The organism is Pseudomonas sp. Irchel 3F3 (assembly GCF_900187545.1).
Lineage (GTDB): Bacteria > Pseudomonadota > Gammaproteobacteria > Pseudomonadales > Pseudomonadaceae > Aquipseudomonas > Aquipseudomonas fortuita.
This window is the reverse complement of record NZ_FYDS01000009.1, coordinates 253554-274259: the sequence shown is the minus strand read 5'-3', so window position 1 is coordinate 274259 and position 20706 is coordinate 253554. Positions and strand designations below refer to the sequence as shown.

Below are 20706 nucleotides of genomic sequence, written 5' to 3'. Positions count from 1 at the left end.
CTCTCGCCAAAGTGGAACGGTGAATGGCAGCTTTTGCTCCCACACGTGCTCTGGGCACCTCGGGCTATCAGCTTGCCATTCACCGCTCTCACTTCAGATTCTATTCCTTCTCCAAGACACAAGCGGGTTTACCCGCGAAGAGGCCGGCACATACAGCAAAAAGGCCGGCAGTTTTCGCTGCCAGCCTTCTTGATTACTTGGCCTGGTAGATGATCCCCGGGCTGCACTGGACCATCTGGTAATGGTCCGGCAACCCGTTCAGCGCTTCCGAAGCACCAAGGAACAGGTAGCCACCTGGCTTCAGTGTGCTGTGAATGCGCAGCAGGATGTCCCGTTTCACCTGCGCCGAGAAGTAGATCAGCACGTTGCGGCAGAACACGATGTCGAACTTGCCCAGGGCGGCATAGCTGTCGAGCAGGTTGAACGAGCGGAACTCGACGCGGCTGCGAATCGCCGGCTTGACCGCCCAGCGCCCCGGCCCCTTGGGGTCGAAGTAGCGCTGCAGGCGCTCCTGGGACAAGCCGCGGGCGATGGCCAGGCTGTCATACTCACCGGTCTTGCAGTTGGTCAGCATGGTGCCGGACAGGTCGGTGGCAACGATCTGCGCGCCCATCTTCAATTGGCCAAGGTTGCTGCGCTCGAACTCGTCGATGGCCATCGAAATGGAATACGGCTCCTGGCCCGACGAACAGGCCGCCGACCACATGCGCAGGCGCTGGCCGGGGTTGTTGCGGATGAACTCGGGAATCACCTTGTTCTTCAGCACTTCGAACGGGTAGGTATCGCGAAACCACAGGGTTTCGTTGGTGGTCATCGCATCCACCACCTGCTCACGCAAACCACCGCGCGGCTGGGCCTGGATGCGTTGCACCAGTTCGCCCAGGCTCTTGATGCCCTGTTGCTCCATCAGCTTGTTGAGACGGCTGGAAACCAGGTACTGCTTATTCTCGCCCAGCAGGATGCCACAGGCTTTCTCCAGGAATACCCGGAACTGTTCGAAATCCAAATTACCCGTAGACACTCTTGCCGCCTCTTTTCAATCACTGGTGCCGGGGGCGTGCCCCCGGCTGCTTCAATGCGCTGCCTTGATCCGGTCGACCACCCGCTGGGCCAGGTCGTCCGGCTTGAACTTGGCCAGGAAGTCATCGGCACCGACCTTCTTGACCATTGCCTGGTTGAACACCCCGGAAAGCGAAGTATGCAGGCAGATGTGCAATTTTTGCATGCGCGGGTCGCTGCGGATCTCCGCCGTTAGCGTATAGCCGTCCATTTCCGGCATTTCAATGTCCGAGATCATCATCAGGAACTCTTCTTCCGGCTTTTTGCCCTCCTCCACCAGCTGGCGCAGGTAGTTCAGGGCCTGACGGCCATCATTGAGCGCCACCACCTCCACCCCCACGGTCTGCAGGCAGCGGCTGACCTGCTTGCGTGCCACCGACGAATCGTCCACGGTCAGCACCCGCATCAGCACGGCCTTGTCCTGCGTCTCGGCATCGATCACCCCGGCCGAGACCGACTCGGACGACGGCGACACTTCGGCCAGCACCTTCTCCACATCGATGATCTCGACCATGCGGTTGTCCACCCGGGTGACCGCCGTCAGGTAGTGGTCACGGCCGGTGCCCTTGGGTGGCGGATGGATCTCTTCCCAGTTCATGTTGACGATGCGCTCCACCGAGTGCACCAGAAAGCCCTGGGTCTTGGTGTTGTACTCAGTGATGATCACGAAGCTGTTGCGCGTCTCTTCCTGCAGCGGCCGCAACCCGGTGGCCATCGACAAGTCGAGGATCGGGATGGTCGCCCCGCGAATGTTGGCAACGCCACGCACCACCGGGTGCGCCTTGGGCAGCAGGGTCAGCGCAGGGCATTGCAGCACTTCCCTGACCTTGAACACGTTGATGCCGTAAAGCTGTTCGCCGTTGAGGCGGAACAGCAGCAATTCCAGGCGATTCTGCCCCACCAGCTGCGTGCGCTGGTTGACCGAATCCATAACACCCGCCATGCCAGACTCCTTATCTTTCAGCCTTTCGTTGCAACTCAGGTTACGAGTCGGCACGGGCTTTGCTTTTTTGAGCGTCATGCATACGAAAACGACATTTTTCCGACGATTGACGCGCCTGCTGACGGGCTCGCTGGCCACGTTGTGCCTGCTGGTGCCCGGCGTTCGCACGGTAGCGGACGCGCTCACCTTGCCTGAACAGCTTATCGGTGTCACCCAAGGGTTTCTTGAATTCACCGTCGAAGATTACCTGGCTACCACCCAGACCCCCGGCCGCTATGAAATCCAGGTCAACCCGCTGGACCCACGCCTGCGCATGCCGTTGTGCAGCCAGCAGCTGGACGCCTCGCTGGAAAGCCCTTCCCTGCCACTTGGCCGGGTAACGGTACGGGTGCGCTGCGACAGTGCGGCCCCGTGGACGGTGTTTGTCCCGGCCACGGTACGGCTGTTCCGCGACGTGGTGGTGGTCACCCGCCCGCTCAAGCGCGACAACACAGTGGGCGAAGGCGACGTGGCCCTGCGCGAGCGCGATGTCGGCACCCTTGGCCAGGGTTTTCTGACCGAACTGGACCAGGCGGTGGGCATGAAGATGCTGCGCCCCACGGTGATCGACCAGGTACTTACCCCGCAACATCTGGAGCAGGCCGAGGTGGTGCGCAAGGGCGACCAGGTGGTGATCATCGCCCGCAGCGGCAGCCTGAGCGTGCGCATGCCGGGCGAGGCCCTTAGCAAAGGCGGCCTGAGCGAACAGATACGGGTACGCAACCTGAATTCCAAACGGGTGGTCAAGGCCAGGGTGACGGGCCCGGGCCAGGTCGAGGTGAGCATGTAGCCCGCCACAGATTGCGCTGGCAGGGAGGAACCGCTTTTCCTAAACTGTGTCAGAGAACGGGTTGGCGAGCTTGCTGACAGGCGGCCAAGCATTTGTGCCTAAAGTTTCTTTCGGGCTGGCCGAAAACAAGGCAAGCGTCCAAATACCCAGAGGTTCCTGATCATGGTCATCGACTTCAGTCGTTTGAATAACTCTCCGTCCGTCACGGGCGGCGTGCGCGGCAACACCGCGGCGGGCAATGCCGAAAAACCGGCAGCCAGCCAGGAAGCGGTGAAAGACACCAGCGCCAGCGGAGAAGCGGTACACCTCAGCCAAGAGGCACAGCAGTTGCAAAAGATCAGCGACAAGCTGCGCGACGAGCCGGTTGTCAACAGTGCCCGTGTGGCCCAGTTGAAACAGGCGATCGCCGACGGCAGCTACCAGGTCGATGCCGGCCGGGTCGCCAGCAAACTGCTCGATTTCGAAGCCCAGCGCTGACCCTTCGGCGCGCTGACTTCACGGACGCTAGAAAAGCCAAGAGTTAGCCATGCACGACACCACCTTGCTGCAACTGATCGAAGATGACATTGCCCCGATGCAGGAACTGCTCGACCTTCTGAATAAAGAAGCGATCGCCCTGCATGGCCGCGACATGCCGCTGCTGGAACAGATCCTGGCGCGCAAGCAGTCGCTGATCATCTTGCTCGAGCAGCATGGCCAGCGCCGCAGCCAGTTGCTCGGCAGCCTGGGCCTGAGTGCCGATCGCACTGGCGTGCAGGCGGTAGCCGCACAATCGCCCCATGGCGACGCGATGCTGCAGCGGCTCGACATGCTGTCGAAACTGATGGACGACTGCCAGCAGGTCAACCAGACCAACGGCCGGATCATCCAGGTGCAGCAACACGTCACCAACAACCAGATCCGAATCCTCATGGGCGGCGACTCACCGTCGCTCTACGATAGCCGAGGCAGCACCTCGCCGCTGGCCAAGCCACGGGCCCTCAGCCAAGTGTGATTTTTCTATCAAGGCACGGAACATACTGGCAAAATGCCGTTACTTGCGTGTGTCGCTTTTGCCTGGAGAACGATAAGCCGTGTTCAATGAAACCGAAGCCCCGCAACCGCCAAAGGTGCTGAACACCCCCTTGGAGATTGCGGCCAACTTGCGGCAGCTGCAGGAAAGCCACGACCCCCTGATCATCACCTTCCATGACCGCAGCCAGCGCTTCCAGAGCTATGTGGTGCACGTGGACCGTGAAAGCAACACCCTGGCACTGGACGAGATGATCCCGCGCGACGGTGAAAAATTCATCGAAAACGGCGAGCACTTCCGCGTTGAGGGCTTTCACGATGGCGTACGCATCGCCTGGGAATGCGACCACGCGCTGAAGATCACCGAAGTCAACGGCCACCGCTGCTACAGCGGTGCCATGCCGCAGGAGATGACCTACCACCAGCGCCGCAACGCCTTCCGCGCCGCGCTGAAGCTGTCGCAACTGGTCGACATCATGCTCGATGGCACCCACCTGAAGGGTAACGGCGCCCTGCGTGGCAAGCTGCTGGACATCTCGGCCACCGGGTGCAAACTGCGCTTCGAAGGCAATGTCGAAGATCGCCTGCAGCTGGGCCAGGTGTACGAACGTTTCAAGGCGGGTAACCCGCTGGGCCTGGTGGACACCATGGTCGAACTGCGGCACCTGCACTATGAAGAGCGCATCAATACCACCTTTGCCGGCGTGCGCTTCCACAACCTGAGCGGGCAGGCACAGCGCAAGATCGAGAGCTTTGTGTATCAGCTGCAGCGTGAGGCGCGGCGGTTTGACAAAGACGACTATTGATCGTCGCCTGAATGCGAAAACGCCACCTGCTGAGGTGGCGTTTTCATTTGCGTTCTTCCTGCCCCGGCCTCTTCGCGGGGCAAGCCCGCTCCCACAGTGGTAGCGTCAAACCTGAGGCTATACAGTACCTGTGCGAAGAGGCCAGTGCAGGCTTATACCGACTTGCTGACCTCCTCCGGTTCAGCAGCCTGTTGCTCAGCACCTTTATCTTCTTCCTCGGTATCCTCAGCCGCCACCGGCGCCTGCATCACGTCCTGCACGGTCTGCTCATCCACCCGAGGGTCCAGCGCTGCCGACAAGGGCGAACCGGCTGCCGGCATCGCCACGTGGCCCAGCGGCGCATCCTGCACCTGGTGCAGCCCGGTAACCGCCTTCGGCCGAATGCGCCACACCAGCACCAAGGCGAAAAATACAAAGAACGCATACAGCATCTGCGCGCCCAGCACCTTCATCAGCACGCCCGCCGCCAGTGGCCCGATGCACGCGCCTACGCCGTAGGTGACCAGCAACATGGCCGTCAGCGACACCCGCCGCTCGCTTTCCACGTGGTCGTTGGAAAACGCCACCGCCAGCGGGTACAGGCAGAACTGCAGCAACGAAATCAGGAAGCCGAACCCGAACAGCAACTCCAGCGGCACACTGGGCAGTATCGCCAATGGCGCAGCGGCCAGCGCCAGGCCTATTGCCACGCTGCGGATCAGCACCGCCCGGTCGTAACGGTCAGACAACCAGCCCAGCGGCCACTGCACCAGCAGGCCGGCAAAAATGCAGCTACCCATGAACAGACCGATCTGCTCGGTCGTCATCCCTTGGCTTGAGGCATACAAAGGCGCCAGGCCGTAGAACGAGCCAACGATCAACCCCGAGCCCAATACCGTACTGAGCGACTGCGGCACGCGCTTGATGAAGAACTTCGGCTCCATCGGTGCCGGGCGCAAGGGTGCCGGGTGAATGCGCCGGGTCATTGCCACCGGCACCAGGCACAGGGCAAAGCACATCGCCACCAGCATCAGCAGCTCCGGGCCAAGCTCAGGGTGCACCACCAGAATCAGCTGACCGAGCACCAGCCCCAGGTACGAGGCGATCATGTAGCCGCTGAACACCGCGCCGCGGTGCTTCACATCGGCCTGCTCGTTGAGCCAGCTTTCAATGACCATGTACTGGCACATCATCCCCAGGCCGACGATCATCCGCAGCCCGACCCAGGCCGGTAGCCAACTGGTCATGCCATGGCCAAGTACCGCCGCGCCGACGATACCGGCGCAGGTGGCATAAGCGCGAATGTGCCCTACCCGGCCAATCAGCCGGTGGCCGACCTTGCCGCCGACGGCCAGGCCAAAGTAGTTGGCCGCCATCAACGCACCCACCCACAGGCTGTCGACATGGTCGGCCGCCAGGCGCAGGGCCAGGTAGGTACTGAGCAGGCCAGAACCGATCAACATCATCAGCGCGGCGAAATACAACGACTGAAACGGCTTCCATACATTTCGCATACGTACCGAGAAGCTCCCTGATCAGGTGACGGTTGGGTGCTAGAAGCATACGGGCAAAAATTGTGTCGCGCAGGCCCCGGCAGCGAAATAGCGCTGCCAGGGCGTGTCCGGTGCAGGTGATGTCGCGATCAGGCCTGCGCCGCCAGCACCCGGCGCTCCCACGGGGTGATCTCGTCGAAGAAATCAGTCAGCTCCAGGGTTTTGCTGGCGATGTAGCCTTCGATGAACTCGCTGCCGAACAGTTCCCGTGCCAGCGCGCTGCGCTTGAGCCGTTCGAGGGCGGCATGCAGGGTACATGGCAGGCTCAGGTGCTCGGGCACTTCGAACTCGCCCTGGATGGCCGGCGATGGCTGCAGGCGCTGCACGATGCCGTGCAACCCGGCGGCCAGGCTGGCGGCGATGGCCAGATAGGGGTTGGCGTCGGCGCCGGGCAGGCGGTTTTCGACCCGCCGCGCTGCCGGTGCACTGGCCGGAATGCGCAGGCCGGCGGCACGGTTGTCCTCGGACCAGCAGGCATTGTTTGGCGAGGCATAGGGGTGGCACAGGCGCTGATAGGAATTGACGTTGGGCGCGAACAGCGCGGTGAAGTCGGCCATGCACGCCTGCAGGCCACCGATGAAATGGTGGAAGGTGTCGGTCGGCCGGCCTTGCTCGTCATTAAACACGTTACGCCCGCTGCCGGTTTCGACCAGGCTCTGGTGAATGTGCATGGAACTGCCAGGCGTGCGCGCCAACGGCTTGGCCATGCACACCACGGTCAGCCCATGCTTGAGCGCCACTTCCTTGAGCAGGTGCTTGAACAGGAAGGTCTGGTCAGCCAGCACCAGCGGGTCGCCGTGCAACAGGTTGATCTCGAACTGGCTGACGCCCATTTCGTGCATGAACGTGTCGCGCGGCAGGCCGAGCGCAGCCATGCAGTGGTACACCTCTTTGAAGAACGGTCGCAGGCCGTTGTTGGAGCTGACACTGAACGCCGAATGGCCTAGCTCGCGGCGGCCATCGCTGCCAACGGGAGGCTGGAACGGCTGCTGCGGGTCGCTGTTGGGGGCAAACACGAAGAATTCGAGCTCGGTCGCCACCACAGGCGCCAACCCCAGCGCGGCATAGCGGGCGATCACCGCCTTGAGCTGGCCCCGGGTGGACAGTGCCGAGGGCCGGCCATCCAGTTCATTGGCATCGCAGATGGCCAGGGCGCGGCCGTCGCTGCTCCAGGGCAGGCGATGCACCTGGCTGGGTTCGGCCACCAGCGCCAGGTCACCGTCGTCGCTGCCGTAGAATTTCGCCGGTGGGTAACCGCCCATGATGCATTGCAGCAACACTCCCCGGGCCATCTGCAGGCGGCGGCCCTCCAAAAAGCCTTCGGCAGTCATCACCTTGCCGCGCGGGACGCCGTTGAGGTCGGGGGTGACGCATTCGATTTCATCGATGCCGTGAAGCTGAGCAGTGCTCATGACGCTTGTCCTTGTTGTTGTACGCTGACAACAACATAGGCTGGGGGTGTTTAAAATATCAAGCACCCGCTTTCAACACCGCGTGCTCCCCTTCGCGGGCATGCCCGCTCCCACAGGTACGGCGCCGCCCTTGAAGTTAGCGAGATCCGTGTGGGAGCGGGCGCGCCCGCGAAGAGGCCAGCACTGGCAACCTCTATTCCCGCAAGGTCATGCCGTTGGCCGGCAGCGGCAAAGCCGTCTTGTACCGCACCTGCTTCAAGGCAAAACTCGACCGGATATTCGCCACCCCCGGCAACCGCGTCAGGTAGTCAAGAAACCGCTCCAGCGCCTGAATGCTCGGCAGCAGTACCCGCAACAGGTAATCCGGGTCCCCGGTCATCAAGTAGCACTCCATCACCTCGGGCCGTTCGGCAATTTCCTCCTCGAAGCGGTGCAACGACTGCTCCACCTGCTTTTCCAGGCTGACATGGATGAACACGTTTACATCCAGCCCCAGCGCTTCGGGTGACAGCAACGTCACCTGTTGGCGGATTACCCCAAGTTCCTCCATGGCCCGCACGCGGTTGAAACAGGGCGTGGGCGACAGGTTGACCGAGCGGGCCAGCTCGGCGTTGGTAATGCGGGCGTTTTCCTGCAGGCTGTTGAGAATGCCGATATCGGTACGATCGAGTTTGCGCATGAGACAAAATCACCGGTTTTTTGTGTTTATGCGGAATGTTTATCTGCACCGCTCGGCAAAGGCAATCAACTTGAGAGAAAAATTCTCCTGCCGGACCACTAAGATGTAGATGACGCTGACCTACCAGTCACAAGCCGGTGTTCAGCGGCGGCCGCTTCAGAGCTCACAAAAACAAATACCCGAGCGAGCGTAAAAAGCATGAACGAGTACGCCCCCCTGCGTTTGCATGTGCCCGAGCCCACCGGCCGGCCAGGCTGCCAGACCGATTTTTCCTACCTGCGCCTCAACGACGCAGGTCAAGCCCGTAAACCCCCCGTCGATGTCGAGGCTGCCGACACTGCCGACCTGGCTCACAGCCTGGTCCGCGTGCTCGATGAGCAGGGCGACGCCCAAGGCCCTTGGGCTGAAGACATCGACCCGCAAGTCCTGCGCCAAGGCATGCGTGCCATGCTCAAGACGCGGATTTTCGACAGCCGCATGGTGGTTGCCCAGCGCCAGAAGAAGATGTCCTTCTACATGCAGAGCCTGGGCGAAGAAGCCATCGGCAGCGGCCAGGCGCTGGCGCTGAACCGTACCGACATGTGCTTCCCTACCTACCGCCAGCAAAGCATCCTGATGGCGCGAGACGTGTCGCTGGTCGAAATGATCTGCCAGCTGTTGTCCAACGAACGCGACCCGCTCAAGGGGCGCCAGCTACCAATCATGTACTCGGTACGCGAGGCTGGCTTCTTCACCATCAGCGGGAACCTGGCGACCCAGTTCGTGCAGGCGGTCGGCTGGGCCATGGCCTCGGCGATCAAGGGCGATACCAAGATCGCCTCGGCGTGGATCGGCGACGGTGCCACGGCCGAGTCAGACTTTCACACCGCCCTCACCTTTGCCCACGTGTACCGCGCCCCGGTAATCCTCAACGTGGTCAACAACCAGTGGGCCATTTCTACCTTCCAGGCCATCGCCGGTGGTGAATCGACCACCTTCGCCGGCCGTGGCGTGGGCTGCGGCATTGCCTCGCTGCGGGTGGACGGCAACGACTTTGTCGCTGTCTACGCCGCCTCGCGCTGGGCAGCCGAACGCGCCCGCCGCGGCCTAGGCCCAAGTCTGATCGAGTGGGTCACCTACCGTGCCGGCCCGCACTCGACCTCGGACGACCCCTCCAAGTACCGCCCTGCCGATGACTGGAGCCACTTCCCGTTGGGCGACCCGATCGCCCGCCTGAAGCAGCACCTGATCAAGATCGGCCACTGGTCCGAGGAAGAGCACCAGGCCACCACGGCCGAATTCGAGGCTGCGGTCATTGCCGCACAAAAAGAAGCCGAGCAGTACGGCACCCTGGCCAACGGTCACATCCCGAGCGCCGCCTCGATGTTCGAGGACGTGTACAAGGAGATGCCCGACCACCTGCGCCGTCAACGCCAGGAACTAGGGGTTTGAGATGAACGATCACAACAACAGCATCAACCCGGAAACCGCCATGGCCACCACTACCATGACCATGATCCAGGCCCTGCGCTCGGCCATGGATGTCATGCTTGAGCGCGACGACAATGTGGTTGTCTACGGCCAGGACGTCGGCTACTTCGGTGGCGTGTTCCGCTGCACCGAAGGCCTGCAGAACAAGTACGGCAAGTCCCGCGTGTTCGACGCGCCAATCTCCGAAAGCGGTATCGTCGGTACCGCCGTGGGCATGGGCGCCTACGGCCTGCGCCCGGTCGTGGAAATCCAGTTCGCCGACTACTTCTACCCGGCCTCCGACCAGATCGTCTCGGAAATGGCGCGCCTGCGTTACCGCTCAGCCGGCGAGTTCATCGCCCCGCTGACCCTGCGCATGCCGTGCGGCGGTGGCATCTATGGCGGCCAGACCCACAGCCAGAGCCCGGAAGCGATGTTCACCCAAGTGTGCGGCCTGCGCACTGTCATGCCATCCAACCCGTATGACGCCAAAGGCCTGCTGATTGCCTCGATCGAATGCGACGACCCGGTGATCTTCCTGGAGCCCAAGCGCCTGTACAACGGCCCGTTCGACGGCCACCACGACCGCCCGGTAACGCCGTGGTCGAAGCACCCGCACAGTGCTGTGCCAGACGGCTACTACACCGTACCGCTGGACAAGGCCGCCATTACCCGCCCCGGCAATGACGTGACCGTGCTCACCTACGGCACCACGGTGTACGTGGCCCAGGTGGCCGCCGAGGAAAGCGGCGTCGATGCCGAAGTGATCGACCTGCGCAGCCTGTGGCCGCTGGACCTGGACACCATCGTCGAGTCGGTGAAAAAGACCGGCCGCTGCGTGGTGGTGCACGAGGCCACCCGTACCTGCGGCTTCGGTGCCGAACTGGTGTCGCTGGTGCAGGAGCACTGCTTCCACCACCTGGAGGCGCCCATCGAGCGCGTCACCGGTTGGGACACCCCCTACCCTCACGCGCAGGAATGGGCGTATTTCCCAGGGCCTTCGCGGGTAGGTGCGGCATTGAAAAAGGTCATGGAGGTCTGAATGGGCACGCACGTCATCAAGATGCCGGACATTGGCGAAGGCATCGCACAGGTCGAGTTGGTGGAATGGTTCGTCAAGGTCGGCGACATGATCGCCGAGGACCAGGTGGTGGCCGACGTCATGACCGACAAGGCCACTGTGGAAATCCCTTCGCCGGTCAGCGGCAAGGTGCTGGCACTGGGCGGCCAGCCCGGTGAAGTGATGGCGGTCGGTAGCGAACTGATCCGCATCGAAGTGGAAGGCAGCGGCAACCATGTGGATGTGCCTCAGGCCAAACAGATAGAAACGCCCGCCGCCCCTGTGGCAGCCAAGCCGGAACTGCAGAAAGACGTAAAACCCGCTGCGTACCAGGCACCCGTCAACCACGAAGCTGCGCCCATCGTGCCGCGCCAGCCGGGCGACAAGCCGCTGGCCTCACCGGCGGTGCGCAAGCGTGCGCTGGATACCGGTATCGAACTGCGCTATGTGCACGGCAGCGGCCCGGCCGGGCGCATCCTGCACGAAGACCTTGACGCCTTCATGAGCAAGCCGCAGAGCGCCGCCGGGCAAGCCCCCAATGGCTATGCCAAGCGCACCGACAGCGAGCAGGTGCCGGTGATCGGCCTGCGCCGCAAGATCGCCCAGCGCATGCAGGATGCCAAGCGCCGGGTCGCGCACTTCAGCTATGTGGAAGAAATCGACGTCACCGCCCTGGAAGCCCTGCGCCAGCAGCTCAACAGCAAGTACGGCGACAGCCGCGGCAAGCTGACGCTGCTGCCGTTCCTGGTGCGTGCCTTGGTCGTGGCGCTGCGTGACTTCCCGCAGATCAACGCCACCTACGACGACGAAGCGCAGGTCATCACCCGCCATGGCGCGGTGCATGTAGGCATTGCTACCCAGGGTGACAACGGCCTGATGGTGCCAGTGCTGCGCCATGCCGAAGCGGGCAGCCTGTGGGCCAATGCCGGCGAGATTTCGCGCCTGGCCAACGCTGCGCGCACCAACAAGGCCAACCGCGAGGAGCTGTCGGGTTCAACCATCACCCTGACCAGCCTGGGCGCCCTCGGCGGCATCGTCAGCACTCCGGTGGTCAACACCCCGGAAGTGGCAATTGTCGGCGTCAACCGCATGGTTGAGCGGCCGGTGGTGATCGACGGCCAGATCGTCGTGCGCAAGATGATGAACCTGTCCAGCTCGTTCGACCACCGCGTGGTCGACGGCATGGACGCCGCGCTGTTCATCCAGGCCGTGCGTGGCCTGCTCGAACAACCCGCCTGCCTGTTCGTGGAGTGAGCATGCAACAGACTATCCAGACTACCCTGTTGATCATCGGCGGTGGCCCTGGTGGCTACGTGGCCGCCATCCGCGCCGGGCAACTGGGCATCCCTACCGTGCTGGTGGAAGGCCAGGCACTGGGCGGTACCTGCCTGAACATCGGCTGCATTCCGTCCAAGGCGCTGATCCATGTTGCCGAGCAGTTCCACCAGACTTCACGCTTTGCCGGGCCGTCGGACCTGGGCATCAGCGTTGCTTCGCCGCGCCTGGACATCGGCCAGAGCGTGGCCTGGAAGGACGGCATCGTCGACCGCCTGACCACCGGGGTAGCTGCCCTGCTGAAGAAGCACGGGGTCAAGGTGATTCACGGCTGGGCGAAGGTGCTCGATGGCAAGCAGGTCGAGGTTGATGGCCAGCGCATCCAGTGCGAACACCTGTTGCTGGCCACCGGTTCCAGCAGCGTCGAACTGCCGATGCTGCCGCTGGGTGGGCCAGTGATTTCCTCAACCGAAGCGCTGGCACCGACGGCACTGCCGCAACACCTGGTGGTGGTGGGCGGGGGCTATATCGGCCTTGAGCTGGGCATTGCCTACCGCAAACTGGGCGCGCAGGTCAGCGTAGTGGAGGCGCGTGAGCGCATCCTGCCGACCTACGACAGCGAATTGACCGCCCCGGTGGCCGAGTCGTTGAAGAAGCTGGGCATCGCCCTGCACCTTGGCCACAGCGTCGAAGGTTACGAAAACGGTTGCCTGCTGGCCAACGACGGCAAGGGCGGGCAACTGCGCCTGGAAGCCGATCAGGTGCTGGTGGCCGTGGGCCGCCGGCCACGCACCCAAGGCTTCAACCTGGAATGCCTGGACCTGAAAATGAACGGCGCCGCCATTGCCATCGACGAACGCTGCCAGACCAGCATGCACAACGTGTGGGCCATCGGCGACGTGGCCGGCGAACCGATGCTGGCACACCGGGCCATGGCCCAGGGCGAGATGGTGGCCGAAATCGTCGCCGGCAAGGCACGCCGCTTCGAGCCTGCCGCGATTGCTGCTGTGTGCTTCACCGACCCGGAAGTGGTAGTGGTCGGCAAAACCCCGGAGCAGGCCAACCAGCAAGGGCTGGACTGCATCGTCGCGCACTTCCCGTTTGCCGCCAACGGCCGGGCAATGAGCCTGGAATCGAAGAGCGGTTTCGTGCGCGTGGTGGCGCGCCGGGACAATCACCTGATCCTGGGCTGGCAAGCGGTTGGCGTGGCGGTTTCCGAACTGTCTACGGCGTTTGCCCAGTCGCTGGAGATGGGCGCGTGCCTGGAGGATGTGGCCGGCACCATCCATGCCCACCCGACGCTGGGTGAGGCGGTACAGGAAGCGGCATTGCGCGCCCTGGGCCACGCCCTGCATATCTGACACTGAAGCGGCCGAGGCCGATTTGGCCCGCTGCGCCGAGAGGCGCCGCGGGTCTTTTTTCATTCAGGCCACAGGACGATCCAGTAACAGGCACCGCTCCCACAATCACCGCGCGCTACTCGGCTATGGCGTTCTTGCCTGCCGCCTTGGCCCGGTACAGCGCCTTGTCGGCGCGCGCCAGCAGCGCAGGCTGGTCCTCTCCTTCCTGCCATTGGACCACGCCATAGCTCAGGGTCAGCCGGCAATCGCCCACAGGCTCCAGCTGCTCAATCACCTGACGCAAGCGTACCGCCACCTCAAGTGCATCCCTCAGCGTGGTCTGCGGCAGTACAAGGACAAACTCATCCCCGCCCCAGCGGGCCAACAGGTCCAGTTCACGCTGGCAGGTGCGCAGGTTTTCGGCCACCCGCACCAGCGCCGCATCGCCCCTAGCATGGCCGTAGCGGTCGTTGATCGGCTTGAAGTCATCCATGTCCATGGCGATCAGCGACAACGGCTGGCGGAAGCGCTTGGCCCGCTCGCACTCCAGTTGCAGGGTCTTGTCCAACCGATAGCGGTTGGCAATGCGGGTCAATGCATCGCGCTCGGCCAACTCGCGGTTTTCGTCCAGTTGCCGCTGCAACTGCTGGTTCACCCAGGACAGCTCGCGAGTGCGCTCGGCCACTAGGCACTCCAGCGACTGGTTCTTCTGTTCCAACTGGGCCACCCGGCGTTTGCCGGCATCGATATTACGGTGCGCCCCAAGCATGCGCGCCACCGAACCGTCCTGGTTATGGGCAATGATGTAGCCGCTGTCTTCGATCCACAGATAGCTGCCATCCTGGCAACGACAGCGGTATTCGATGAGGTAGCGCTCGTTGCGCTGGTTGATATACGCCTCGAAATGCGCCATTACCCGCGGGTAGTCCTCCGGATGGATCACGCTTTCCCAGGTGAGGACTGAATTGGCCATTGAATGGCTGGTGTAGCCGAGCATGGCGTACCAGCCCGGGTTGCGATAGACGTAGCCGGTATTGGCATTCCAGTCCCAGATGCCATCGCTGATCAACTCGAACAAGGTGTCCAATTGCTGTTCACTGAAGCCGGCGGGTGCCGGCCCGGTTTCCTGATTCATGGACGCTCTCCCTGATGCCCAGCAACTGCGCCCCGTTCACGGGGCTGCCGACAGTGGTGGTAATTGCCGCAGGCGGCAAGAGGATGCTTGAACCGGCAAGCATATGCCTCCCGTGCTGCCACCGGAAATAGTCGCAACGCGCTATTTTCGCCCACCGCTGCAGGCGGTATGGCTGCCGAAGTGTTTCGTATAAGATATCCGCACCGCCTGATTCTGGAATTTCCCGTGCCGTTGCCGTCTTTCAAAGCTACCGACCTGGGTGCAACGCCCTCGATGTCGGAAATCATCGCCAAACACCTGCGCGAGGCAATTATCTCGGGGCAGCTGGCCGAAGGCGAACCGGTGCGTCAGGACGAAGTGGCGCAGGCGTTCAACGTCAGCAAGATCCCGGTGCGCGAAGCCCTGAAGCGCCTGGAAGCCGAAGGCCTGGTGGATTTTCAGCGCAACCGTGGCGCGCTGGTTACCCGCATCTCGGAACCTGAACTGGCGCAGATGTTCGAGGTACGTGTGTTGCTGGAAGTGCAAGCGATTCGCCTGGCGATTCCGAACATGACCGAAGCACATTTTGCCCAGGCCGAAGCCATCTGCGCGGAGTTCATCGGCGAGGACGATGTGGGCCGCTGGGCCGACCTGAACTGGGCGCTGCACGCCTGCATGTACGAACCGGCGCGGCGGCCTTACCTGGTCGGCCTTATCCGCTCGATCCATGACAAGGTGGAACGCTACCTGCGCATGCAAATGAGCCTGTCAGCGGGCAAGCTGCGCGCGGATCACGAGCACCGGGATATCGTTGCCGCCTGCCGGGCGCGGGATGTAGAACTGGCGGCGCGGCTGATAGAAGAACACATCAATGGCGTGTGCCAGAGCCTGTACGAGCACCTGCCCCATAACTGACCCGACAGGCTATCACCGCCCCGTGCAGGAGCAGCCTCCTGCGGCCCTTACAGAAAAACCATGACGTATTGATTTAACGGGGACGCTGTGGGAGCGGGCTTGCCCCGCGAACACCGGCAAAGCCGGTGCCATACACCCCGTGGCCCCCTTCGCGGGACCAGCCCGCTCCCACAATGACCCCGTTCTATCCTGCCAATGGCTCGATTGGAAATCTCCCTTTCTGGCTTCGTTTTTGCTTATCTAGATATCGTATACGAAATACCATATAAGGAATCGGCGGCTCCGATTTCCCCGGCGCCACCCTGCCTACTCCTTCTTCCAATAATTACGTATCGGAGTGCAAAACCATGGCCACACCCTATTCGGCGGCATCAGCGAATGTCGCAAACACAACAGACAAGGCCCCTGCGGGCATCAAGCGTGTGGTAGCGGCGGCCATGGCCGGCGCAGTCGCCGAGTGGTACGAATTCTTCCTCTACGGCACCGCCTCGGCGCTGGTGTTCGGCCAGCTGTTCTTCCGCCAGACCGGCAGCGCCATGGACGGCATCATTGCCGCCTTTGCCCTCTACGCAGTGGGCTTTCTCGCCCGCCCCATCGGTGGCTTGGTGTTTGGCCATTACGGCGACAAGGTCGGCCGCAAGCATTTGCTGCAGATCAGCCTGATCGTGGTCGGGATAACCACCTTCCTGATGGGCTGCCTGCCCACCTTCGAGCGCATCGGCTATGCCGCGCCCATCCTCCTGGTGGTGTTGCGGCTGATCCAGGGCTTCGCCTTCGGCGGCGAATGGGGCGGCGCGGTGCTACTGGTGTCCGAGCACAGCCCGGACAACCGCCGCGGCTTCTGGGCCAGCTGGCCGCAAGCGGGCGTGCCGGCCGGCAACCTGATCGCCACCATCATCCTACTGTTGTTGTCGTCCAACCTTAGCGAGGCGCAGTTCCTGGACTGGGGCTGGCGGGTGGCCTTCTGGTTCTCGGCAGTGGTGGTGCTGATCGGTTACTGGATCCGCACCCGAGTCGATGATGCCCCCATCTTCAAGGAAGCCCAGGCCAAGCAGCAGAAGCTGGAAAGCCAGCAACTGGGCGTAGTGGAGGTGGTCACCAAATACTGGCGCGAAGTGCTGATCGGCATTGGCGCGCGCTTTGCGGAAAACATCCTCTACTACACCGTGGTCACGTTCTCCATCACCTACCTGAAACTGGTGGTGCACAAAGACACTTCGCAAATTCTGCTGCTGATGTTCGGCGCTCACCTGCTGCACTTCTTCATGATCCCGGCCATGGGCTACCTCTCAGACATCATCGGCCGCAAGCCGGTGTACCTGATCGGCGCCGTGCTCACCGCGTTCTGGGGCTTTGTCGGTTTCCCGATGATGGACACCGGCAACGACTGGCTGATCATGGCGGCCATCACGCTGGGCCTGGCCATCGAGTCGATGACCTATGCGCCGTACTCGGCCTTGATGGCCGAACTGTTCCCCACCCACGTGCGCTACACCGCCCTGTCGTTGTGCTACCAGGTGGCGCCAATCCTGGCTGGCTCGCTGGCCCCGCTGATCGCCGTCACCTTGCTGAAGGAATACAACAGCTCCACGCCTATTGCCTGGTACCTGGTGGGCGCGGCAGCGATCTCGATTGTTGCCGTGGCGGCAGCCAAGGAAACCCGCGGCAAGTCGCTGCGCGCCGTTGACGAAGAATCCGCGGCCCGCAACGCCGGCCGTTAAGCAACCCATAAAAATCACACAACAATAGGTAACCACCATGAGCAATATCTTCAACGGCACCATGCCCGCCCTGATGACCCCGTGCACCGCCGAGCGCAAACCGGACTTCGACGCCCTGGTGCGCATGGGCCACCAGCTGATCGAGGCCGGCATGAGCGCCGTGGTGTACTGCGGTTCGATGGGCGACTGGCCACTGCTGACCGAGGCCGAGCGCCAGGAAGGCGTGGCGCGCCTGGTGGCCGCCGGCATCCCGACCATTGTCGGCACTGGCGCGGTGAACACCCGTGAAGCGGTATCCCATGCCGCCCACGCCGCCAAGGTCGGCGCCGCCGGCCTGATGGTCATCCCTCGCGTGCTCAGCCGCGGTGCCTCGCTGATCGCCCAGAAGCACCACTTCTCGGCCATCCTCGCCGCCGCGCCCAAGCTGCCAGCGGTGATCTACAACAGCCCCTATTACGGCTTCGCCACCCGCGCCGATCTGTTCTTCGAGCTGCGCCGCGAATTCCCCAACCTGATCGGCTTCAAGGAGTTCGGCGGTGGTGCCGACCTGCGTTATGCCGCCGAGCACATCACCTCCAAGGATGACGACGTGACCCTGATGGTCGGCGTGGACACCCAGGTGGTGCATGGCTTCGTCAACTGCAACGCCACCGGCGCCATCACCGGCATCGGCAACGCCCTTCCGCGTGAGGTGCTGCACCTGGTGAGCCTGAGCAAGCAGGCGGCCAAAGGCGATGCCAAGGCCCGTCGCCTGGCGCGCGAACTGGAAGCGGCGCTGGCGGTGCTGTCGTCGTTCGATGAGGGCTGCGACCTGGTGCTGTATTACAAGCACCTGATGGTGCTGAACGGCGACAGCGAGTACAGCCTGCATTTCAACGAAACCGACGTGCTGACCGACGCCCAGCGCAACTATGCCGAGCAGCAATACGCGCTGTTCCGCAGCTGGTACGCCAACTGGTCGGCCGAGCAGAACATCGCCTGATTACCAAGGCCCCGCCGCGTTCTCTGTGGGAGCGGGCTTGGCCCGCGAAGCAGGCGACGCGGTGTCTGGCACCGGCTTTGCCGGTGTTCGCGGGCACGCCCGCTCCCACAGGGATGGCGGTGCAGCAGCGCCTGAGGCAACACGCCTCAGGAAAAATCGGCAGGATGTTGTGCAGAGAATTCGTTTGAGGTCCTTGGCCTTATTGTCCATGGTGGCAGGCTGGTAGCTATTTGCCACGCGTGGACGCAGGCGCATGACGATGCCTGCGTTGGGGGACGTTGTCGGATCCCCCCAACAATAAGAGAGGACAAGGAAATGCAATCCAACGGTTTGAAGCAAAGCCTCAAGCAGCGGCACATCACCATGATCGCACTGGGTGGGGTGATCGGTGCAGGGCTGTTCATGGGCTCGGGCGCACTGATCGCATCGGCAGGGCCTGCGGCCATCCTGTCGTATTTCATTGGTGGCCTGGTGGTCACTCTGGTGATGTTCATGCTGGGCGAAATGGCCTGTCGCAACCCGGATGCGGGGTCGTTCTCGACCTATGCCAACACCTGGCTCGGCGACTGGGCAGGGTTTTCAGTCGGCTGGCTGTACTGGTTCAAGTCGATGATGACCATCACCCTCGAAGCGGTACTGCTGGGCGCCATCCTGCATGACTTTCTACCCTGGCTGCCGATCTGGGCAGGCGCCTTCCTGATGTTGGTGACACTGATGGCCAGCAACGCCTACTCGGTGCGTTCGTTTGCCGAAGTGGAGTATTGGCTGGCGGCCATGAAGGTCGCCACCATCCTCATCTTCATGCTGCTGGGCATCTCGATCCTGCTGGGCCTGCACAACGACATTCCTTCGCCTGGCCTGGTCAACCTCACCGCCCACGACGGGTTCATGCCCAATGGCCTGTCGCCCGTCATGGCGGGTGTCATCGTGGTGATATTCTCCCTGGGCGGCAGCGAAATTGCCGCGGTGGCCGCAGGTGAATCAGAGAACCCGCGGCAGAACGTGATTCGCGCGATCAAGAGCGTGATCCTGCGAGTGATGTTGTTCTACGTTGGCTCCGTGTCGATCCTGATCCTGTGCCTGCCATGGACCGACAAGGCCAACCTGGCCTCGCCCTATGTTTCGCTCTTCACCCTGGCCGGGTTCGGCGGTGCTGCGGTGGCCATGAAACTGGTGCTGTTCGTCTCGTTCATGTCGGTGATGAACTCGTTCATGTTCTCCAACTCGCGCATGCTGTTCTCGCTTAGCCAGCGCGGGCACGCGCCCAAGCTGTTCTCGCGCACCAGCGCCAAGGGCGTGCCGATCAATGCACTGCTGCTGAGCCTGTCGATCTGCACGATGATCCTGACCGTGCACTTTATCAGCGCCGGTGACCTGTTCATGACCCTGGCCAAGAGTACCGGCAGCCTGGTGATGGTCGTATGGATCTTCATCATCATCGCCCACGTGGCCATGCGCTGGAGAACCCGTCACGAAGCGGTCGACCCCAAGGCCTTTCGCGCCTGGCTGTTCCCGTACGCCAACATCGTTGCGCTGTTCGCCCTGCTGGCAGTGATTGGCACCCAGGCGTTCGACCCGGCGTCGCGTTTCCAGTTCTGGTTCACGGTGCTGACGCTACTGCTGGTTGTGGCGGGGTACTTCCTGATGCGCCAGCAAACGGCGGCCGCTGCAAAGGAGGCGGAGGTCAAGACAGGAGAGACAAGAAATGGCGTCCCAGGCAGGAATTGAACCTGCAACCTTCCCCTTAGGAGGGGGATGCTCTATCCAATTGAGCTACTGAGACGCTACGACCGGCAGCGAGCGCTGCACAGCGGGACGGCCAGCATGTTAACCAGCATGCTGGCATTTGTCATGCACCTACCGGGCTTTTTCGCGTAATCCTTTTCTGGCACTGCTACACCTGCGGCAGCACACCTTCATCGCGAAGCACCCCGAACAGGGCTGATACCGCAGCCTCCAGGGTTGTAGAGTTGTCCAGCAGGTGCACCGACGGATCAGGCAGTGCCTGCAAGCGGGCGCTGCGAGCCAGGCGCTGCTCGACTTCCTAGGCGGTTTCGCGGCCACGGGCCACCAGGCGCTGGCGCAACACCTGCGGCCTGACCTGCACAAGCACCGCCAACAGGCCCGGATAACGCTGACGCGCTTCGGCCAGGTAAGCGCGCGAGCCGTTCACCAGCACTGCCCGGCCCTCCGCCAGCCAGTCGTCCACCTGCCGGGGAATCCCGTAGTCCAGGCCGTTGGCGTGCCAGTGCATGGCAAAAGCACCCTGCACGCGCAGGGTCTCGAACTGTTCAGGCGTGACACCATGGGCGGCTTCGCCCTTGGCTTCGGCCGAACGGGTAATGACACGCCGGGCAATTTCTACCCCGGCAGCCGCCAGCCGCTCACGTGCAGCGTCGATCAGGGAATCTTTCCCCGAACCCGACGGTCCTACCAGAAATATCAACCGGCCTGCCCCTGATCGACGGTCGCTTGCGTCATGTTGCATAGCCACTATGCTCTATGAAGGGAAACCGCCGCATTCTAGGTGTTTTCCTGGCCTTTTGCTGCGTTTTACCTGTTTTTGACGGCAAAAGTCT

At 62.6% G+C, this 20706-nt stretch carries 18 protein-coding genes, 1 tRNA gene and 1 pseudogene; 12 read left to right on the top strand and 8 right to left on the bottom strand.

The window, feature by feature from the left end; translation table 11 throughout:
* Positions 1–193: 193 nt before the first annotated feature.
* Positions 194–1021, bottom strand: coding sequence for a protein-glutamate O-methyltransferase CheR (cheR, locus tag CKW35_RS21210; protein WP_016488467.1), 828 nt, complete (start codon positions 1019–1021; stop codon positions 194–196).
* Between the two features lie 51 nt (positions 1022–1072).
* Positions 1073–2002, bottom strand: coding sequence for a chemotaxis protein CheV (locus CKW35_RS21205; protein WP_016488468.1), 930 nt, complete (start codon positions 2000–2002; stop codon positions 1073–1075).
* A gap of 76 nt (positions 2003–2078) precedes the next feature.
* Here CKW35_RS21205 and flgA point away from each other — a divergent pair, with 76 nt between their 5' ends.
* From flgA to CKW35_RS21185, 4 genes are all read left to right on the top strand, one after another.
* Positions 2079–2831 (top strand): flagellar basal body P-ring formation chaperone FlgA, encoded by a 753-nt coding sequence (gene flgA, locus CKW35_RS21200; RefSeq protein ID WP_016488469.1) that lies wholly within the window; start codon positions 2079–2081, stop codon positions 2829–2831.
* Positions 2832–2993: 162 nt separating this feature from the next.
* Positions 2994–3308, top strand: a complete 315-nt coding sequence (flgM, locus tag CKW35_RS21195) for a flagellar biosynthesis anti-sigma factor FlgM (protein ID WP_023047021.1) — start codon at positions 2994–2996, stop codon at positions 3306–3308.
* A gap of 49 nt (positions 3309–3357) precedes the next feature.
* The gene (locus tag CKW35_RS21190; protein WP_016488471.1) at positions 3358–3825 is read left to right on the top strand and encodes a flagella synthesis protein FlgN; all 468 of its coding nucleotides are present in this window, start codon (positions 3358–3360) and stop codon (positions 3823–3825) included.
* 79 nt (positions 3826–3904) lie between these two features.
* Positions 3905–4648, top strand: coding sequence for a flagellar brake protein (locus CKW35_RS21185; RefSeq protein WP_095116806.1), 744 nt, complete (start codon positions 3905–3907; stop codon positions 4646–4648).
* A 152-nt stretch (positions 4649–4800) separates the two neighbouring features.
* Here CKW35_RS21185 and CKW35_RS21180 read toward each other — a convergent pair whose 3' ends face one another.
* From CKW35_RS21180 to bkdR, 3 genes are all read right to left on the bottom strand, one after another.
* On the bottom strand, positions 4801–6141 hold the full coding sequence (locus tag CKW35_RS21180) for an MFS transporter (protein ID WP_016488473.1): 1341 nt from the start codon (positions 6139–6141) through the stop codon (positions 4801–4803).
* 128 nt (positions 6142–6269) lie between these two features.
* Positions 6270–7511 carry a glutamine synthetase family protein gene (locus CKW35_RS21175; protein ID WP_175444023.1) on the bottom strand — a complete coding sequence of 414 codons (1242 nt, stop codon included), beginning with the start codon at positions 7509–7511 and terminating at the stop codon, positions 6270–6272.
* Between the two features lie 274 nt (positions 7512–7785).
* Complete coding sequence (bkdR, locus tag CKW35_RS21170; RefSeq protein ID WP_012273540.1) at positions 7786–8271, bottom strand: Bkd operon transcriptional regulator BkdR; 486 nt, start codon at positions 8269–8271, stop codon at positions 7786–7788.
* Positions 8272–8469: 198 nt separating this feature from the next.
* On the opposite strand from bkdR, the gene CKW35_RS21165 reads away from it, so the two are divergent.
* Genes CKW35_RS21165 through lpdA form a run of 4 tightly spaced genes read left to right on the top strand, consistent with a single transcriptional unit; the run spans position 8470 to position 13416 of the window.
* Positions 8470–9702: a 3-methyl-2-oxobutanoate dehydrogenase (2-methylpropanoyl-transferring) subunit alpha gene (locus CKW35_RS21165; RefSeq protein WP_016488475.1), complete on the top strand. Its 1233-nt coding sequence runs from the start codon at positions 8470–8472 to the stop codon at positions 9700–9702.
* Between the two features lies 1 nt (position 9703).
* Positions 9704–10762 (top strand): alpha-ketoacid dehydrogenase subunit beta, encoded by a 1059-nt coding sequence (locus CKW35_RS21160; protein WP_016488476.1) that lies wholly within the window; start codon positions 9704–9706, stop codon positions 10760–10762.
* Positions 10763–12034, top strand: a complete 1272-nt coding sequence (locus CKW35_RS21155; RefSeq protein WP_016488477.1) for a dihydrolipoamide acetyltransferase family protein — start codon at positions 10763–10765, stop codon at positions 12032–12034.
* A gap of 2 nt (positions 12035–12036) precedes the next feature.
* A complete protein-coding gene (gene lpdA / locus CKW35_RS21150; protein ID WP_095116804.1) occupies positions 12037–13416 on the top strand; it encodes a dihydrolipoyl dehydrogenase in 1380 nt (459 codons plus the stop codon).
* 115 nt (positions 13417–13531) lie between these two features.
* Here the strand turns inward: lpdA and CKW35_RS21145 are convergent, their stop codons facing one another.
* Complete coding sequence (locus CKW35_RS21145) at positions 13532–14530, bottom strand: diguanylate cyclase (protein ID WP_095116802.1); 999 nt, start codon at positions 14528–14530, stop codon at positions 13532–13534.
* A 273-nt stretch (positions 14531–14803) separates the two neighbouring features.
* Between CKW35_RS21145 and CKW35_RS21140 the strand changes: the two genes are divergently transcribed.
* The 4 genes from CKW35_RS21140 to CKW35_RS21125 all read left to right on the top strand — a co-directional run bounded on the left by CKW35_RS21140 (position 14804) and on the right by CKW35_RS21125 (position 19855).
* Complete coding sequence (locus tag CKW35_RS21140; RefSeq protein ID WP_095116812.1) at positions 14804–15424, top strand: GntR family transcriptional regulator; 621 nt, start codon at positions 14804–14806, stop codon at positions 15422–15424.
* 347 nt (positions 15425–15771) lie between these two features.
* Positions 15772–17145, top strand: a complete 1374-nt coding sequence (gene abaF, locus CKW35_RS21135) for a fosfomycin efflux MFS transporter AbaF (RefSeq protein WP_095116801.1) — start codon at positions 15772–15774, stop codon at positions 17143–17145.
* 37 nt (positions 17146–17182) lie between these two features.
* Positions 17183–18127 carry a dihydrodipicolinate synthase family protein gene (locus CKW35_RS21130; RefSeq protein WP_095116799.1) on the top strand — a complete coding sequence of 315 codons (945 nt, stop codon included), beginning with the start codon at positions 17183–17185 and terminating at the stop codon, positions 18125–18127.
* A 315-nt stretch (positions 18128–18442) separates the two neighbouring features.
* Entirely contained in the window at positions 18443–19855 is a 1413-nt protein-coding gene (locus tag CKW35_RS21125) for an amino acid permease (RefSeq protein ID WP_095116798.1), read from the top strand.
* Here CKW35_RS21125 and CKW35_RS21120 read toward each other — a convergent pair.
* Both CKW35_RS21120 and phnN read right to left on the bottom strand, forming a co-directional pair.
* Positions 19834–19910: transfer RNA gene (locus tag CKW35_RS21120), tRNA-Arg, on the bottom strand. The two genes, CKW35_RS21125 and CKW35_RS21120, sit on opposite strands and share 22 nt — an antisense overlap.
* Positions 19911–20021: 111 nt before the next feature.
* A pseudogene (gene phnN / locus CKW35_RS21115) lies at positions 20022–20615 on the bottom strand (phosphonate metabolism protein/1,5-bisphosphokinase (PRPP-forming) PhnN).
* Positions 20616–20706: the final 91 nt, after the last annotated feature.

Excerpts from the sequence above, each read along its gene's own strand:
- CKW35_RS21180 (WP_016488473.1), bottom strand. The coding sequence starts at position 6,141 with ATGCGAAATGTATGGAAGCCGTTTCAGTCGTTGTATTTCGCCGCGCTG.
- CKW35_RS21190 (WP_016488471.1), top strand. The coding sequence starts at position 3,358 with ATGCACGACACCACCTTGCTGCAACTGATCGAAGATGACATTGCCCCG.
- CKW35_RS21130 (WP_095116799.1), top strand. The coding sequence starts at position 17,183 with ATGAGCAATATCTTCAACGGCACCATGCCCGCCCTGATGACCCCGTGC.
- abaF (WP_095116801.1), top strand. The coding sequence starts at position 15,772 with ATGGCCACACCCTATTCGGCGGCATCAGCGAATGTCGCAAACACAACA.
- flgM (WP_023047021.1), top strand. The coding sequence starts at position 2,994 with ATGGTCATCGACTTCAGTCGTTTGAATAACTCTCCGTCCGTCACGGGC.
- bkdR (WP_012273540.1), bottom strand. The coding sequence starts at position 8,271 with ATGCGCAAACTCGATCGTACCGATATCGGCATTCTCAACAGCCTGCAG.
- CKW35_RS21140 (WP_095116812.1), top strand. The coding sequence starts at position 14,804 with ATGTCGGAAATCATCGCCAAACACCTGCGCGAGGCAATTATCTCGGGG.
- CKW35_RS21175 (WP_175444023.1), bottom strand. The coding sequence starts at position 7,511 with ATGACTGCCGAAGGCTTTTTGGAGGGCCGCCGCCTGCAGATGGCCCGG.
- CKW35_RS21125 (WP_095116798.1), top strand. The coding sequence starts at position 18,443 with ATGCAATCCAACGGTTTGAAGCAAAGCCTCAAGCAGCGGCACATCACC.
- CKW35_RS21145 (WP_095116802.1), bottom strand. The coding sequence starts at position 14,530 with ATGAATCAGGAAACCGGGCCGGCACCCGCCGGCTTCAGTGAACAGCAA.
- CKW35_RS21165 (WP_016488475.1), top strand. The coding sequence starts at position 8,470 with ATGAACGAGTACGCCCCCCTGCGTTTGCATGTGCCCGAGCCCACCGGC.
- CKW35_RS21205 (WP_016488468.1), bottom strand. The coding sequence starts at position 2,002 with ATGGCGGGTGTTATGGATTCGGTCAACCAGCGCACGCAGCTGGTGGGG.
- lpdA (WP_095116804.1), top strand. The coding sequence starts at position 12,037 with ATGCAACAGACTATCCAGACTACCCTGTTGATCATCGGCGGTGGCCCT.
- CKW35_RS21155 (WP_016488477.1), top strand. The coding sequence starts at position 10,763 with ATGGGCACGCACGTCATCAAGATGCCGGACATTGGCGAAGGCATCGCA.
- CKW35_RS21160 (WP_016488476.1), top strand. The coding sequence starts at position 9,704 with ATGAACGATCACAACAACAGCATCAACCCGGAAACCGCCATGGCCACC.
- flgA (WP_016488469.1), top strand. The coding sequence starts at position 2,079 with ATGCATACGAAAACGACATTTTTCCGACGATTGACGCGCCTGCTGACG.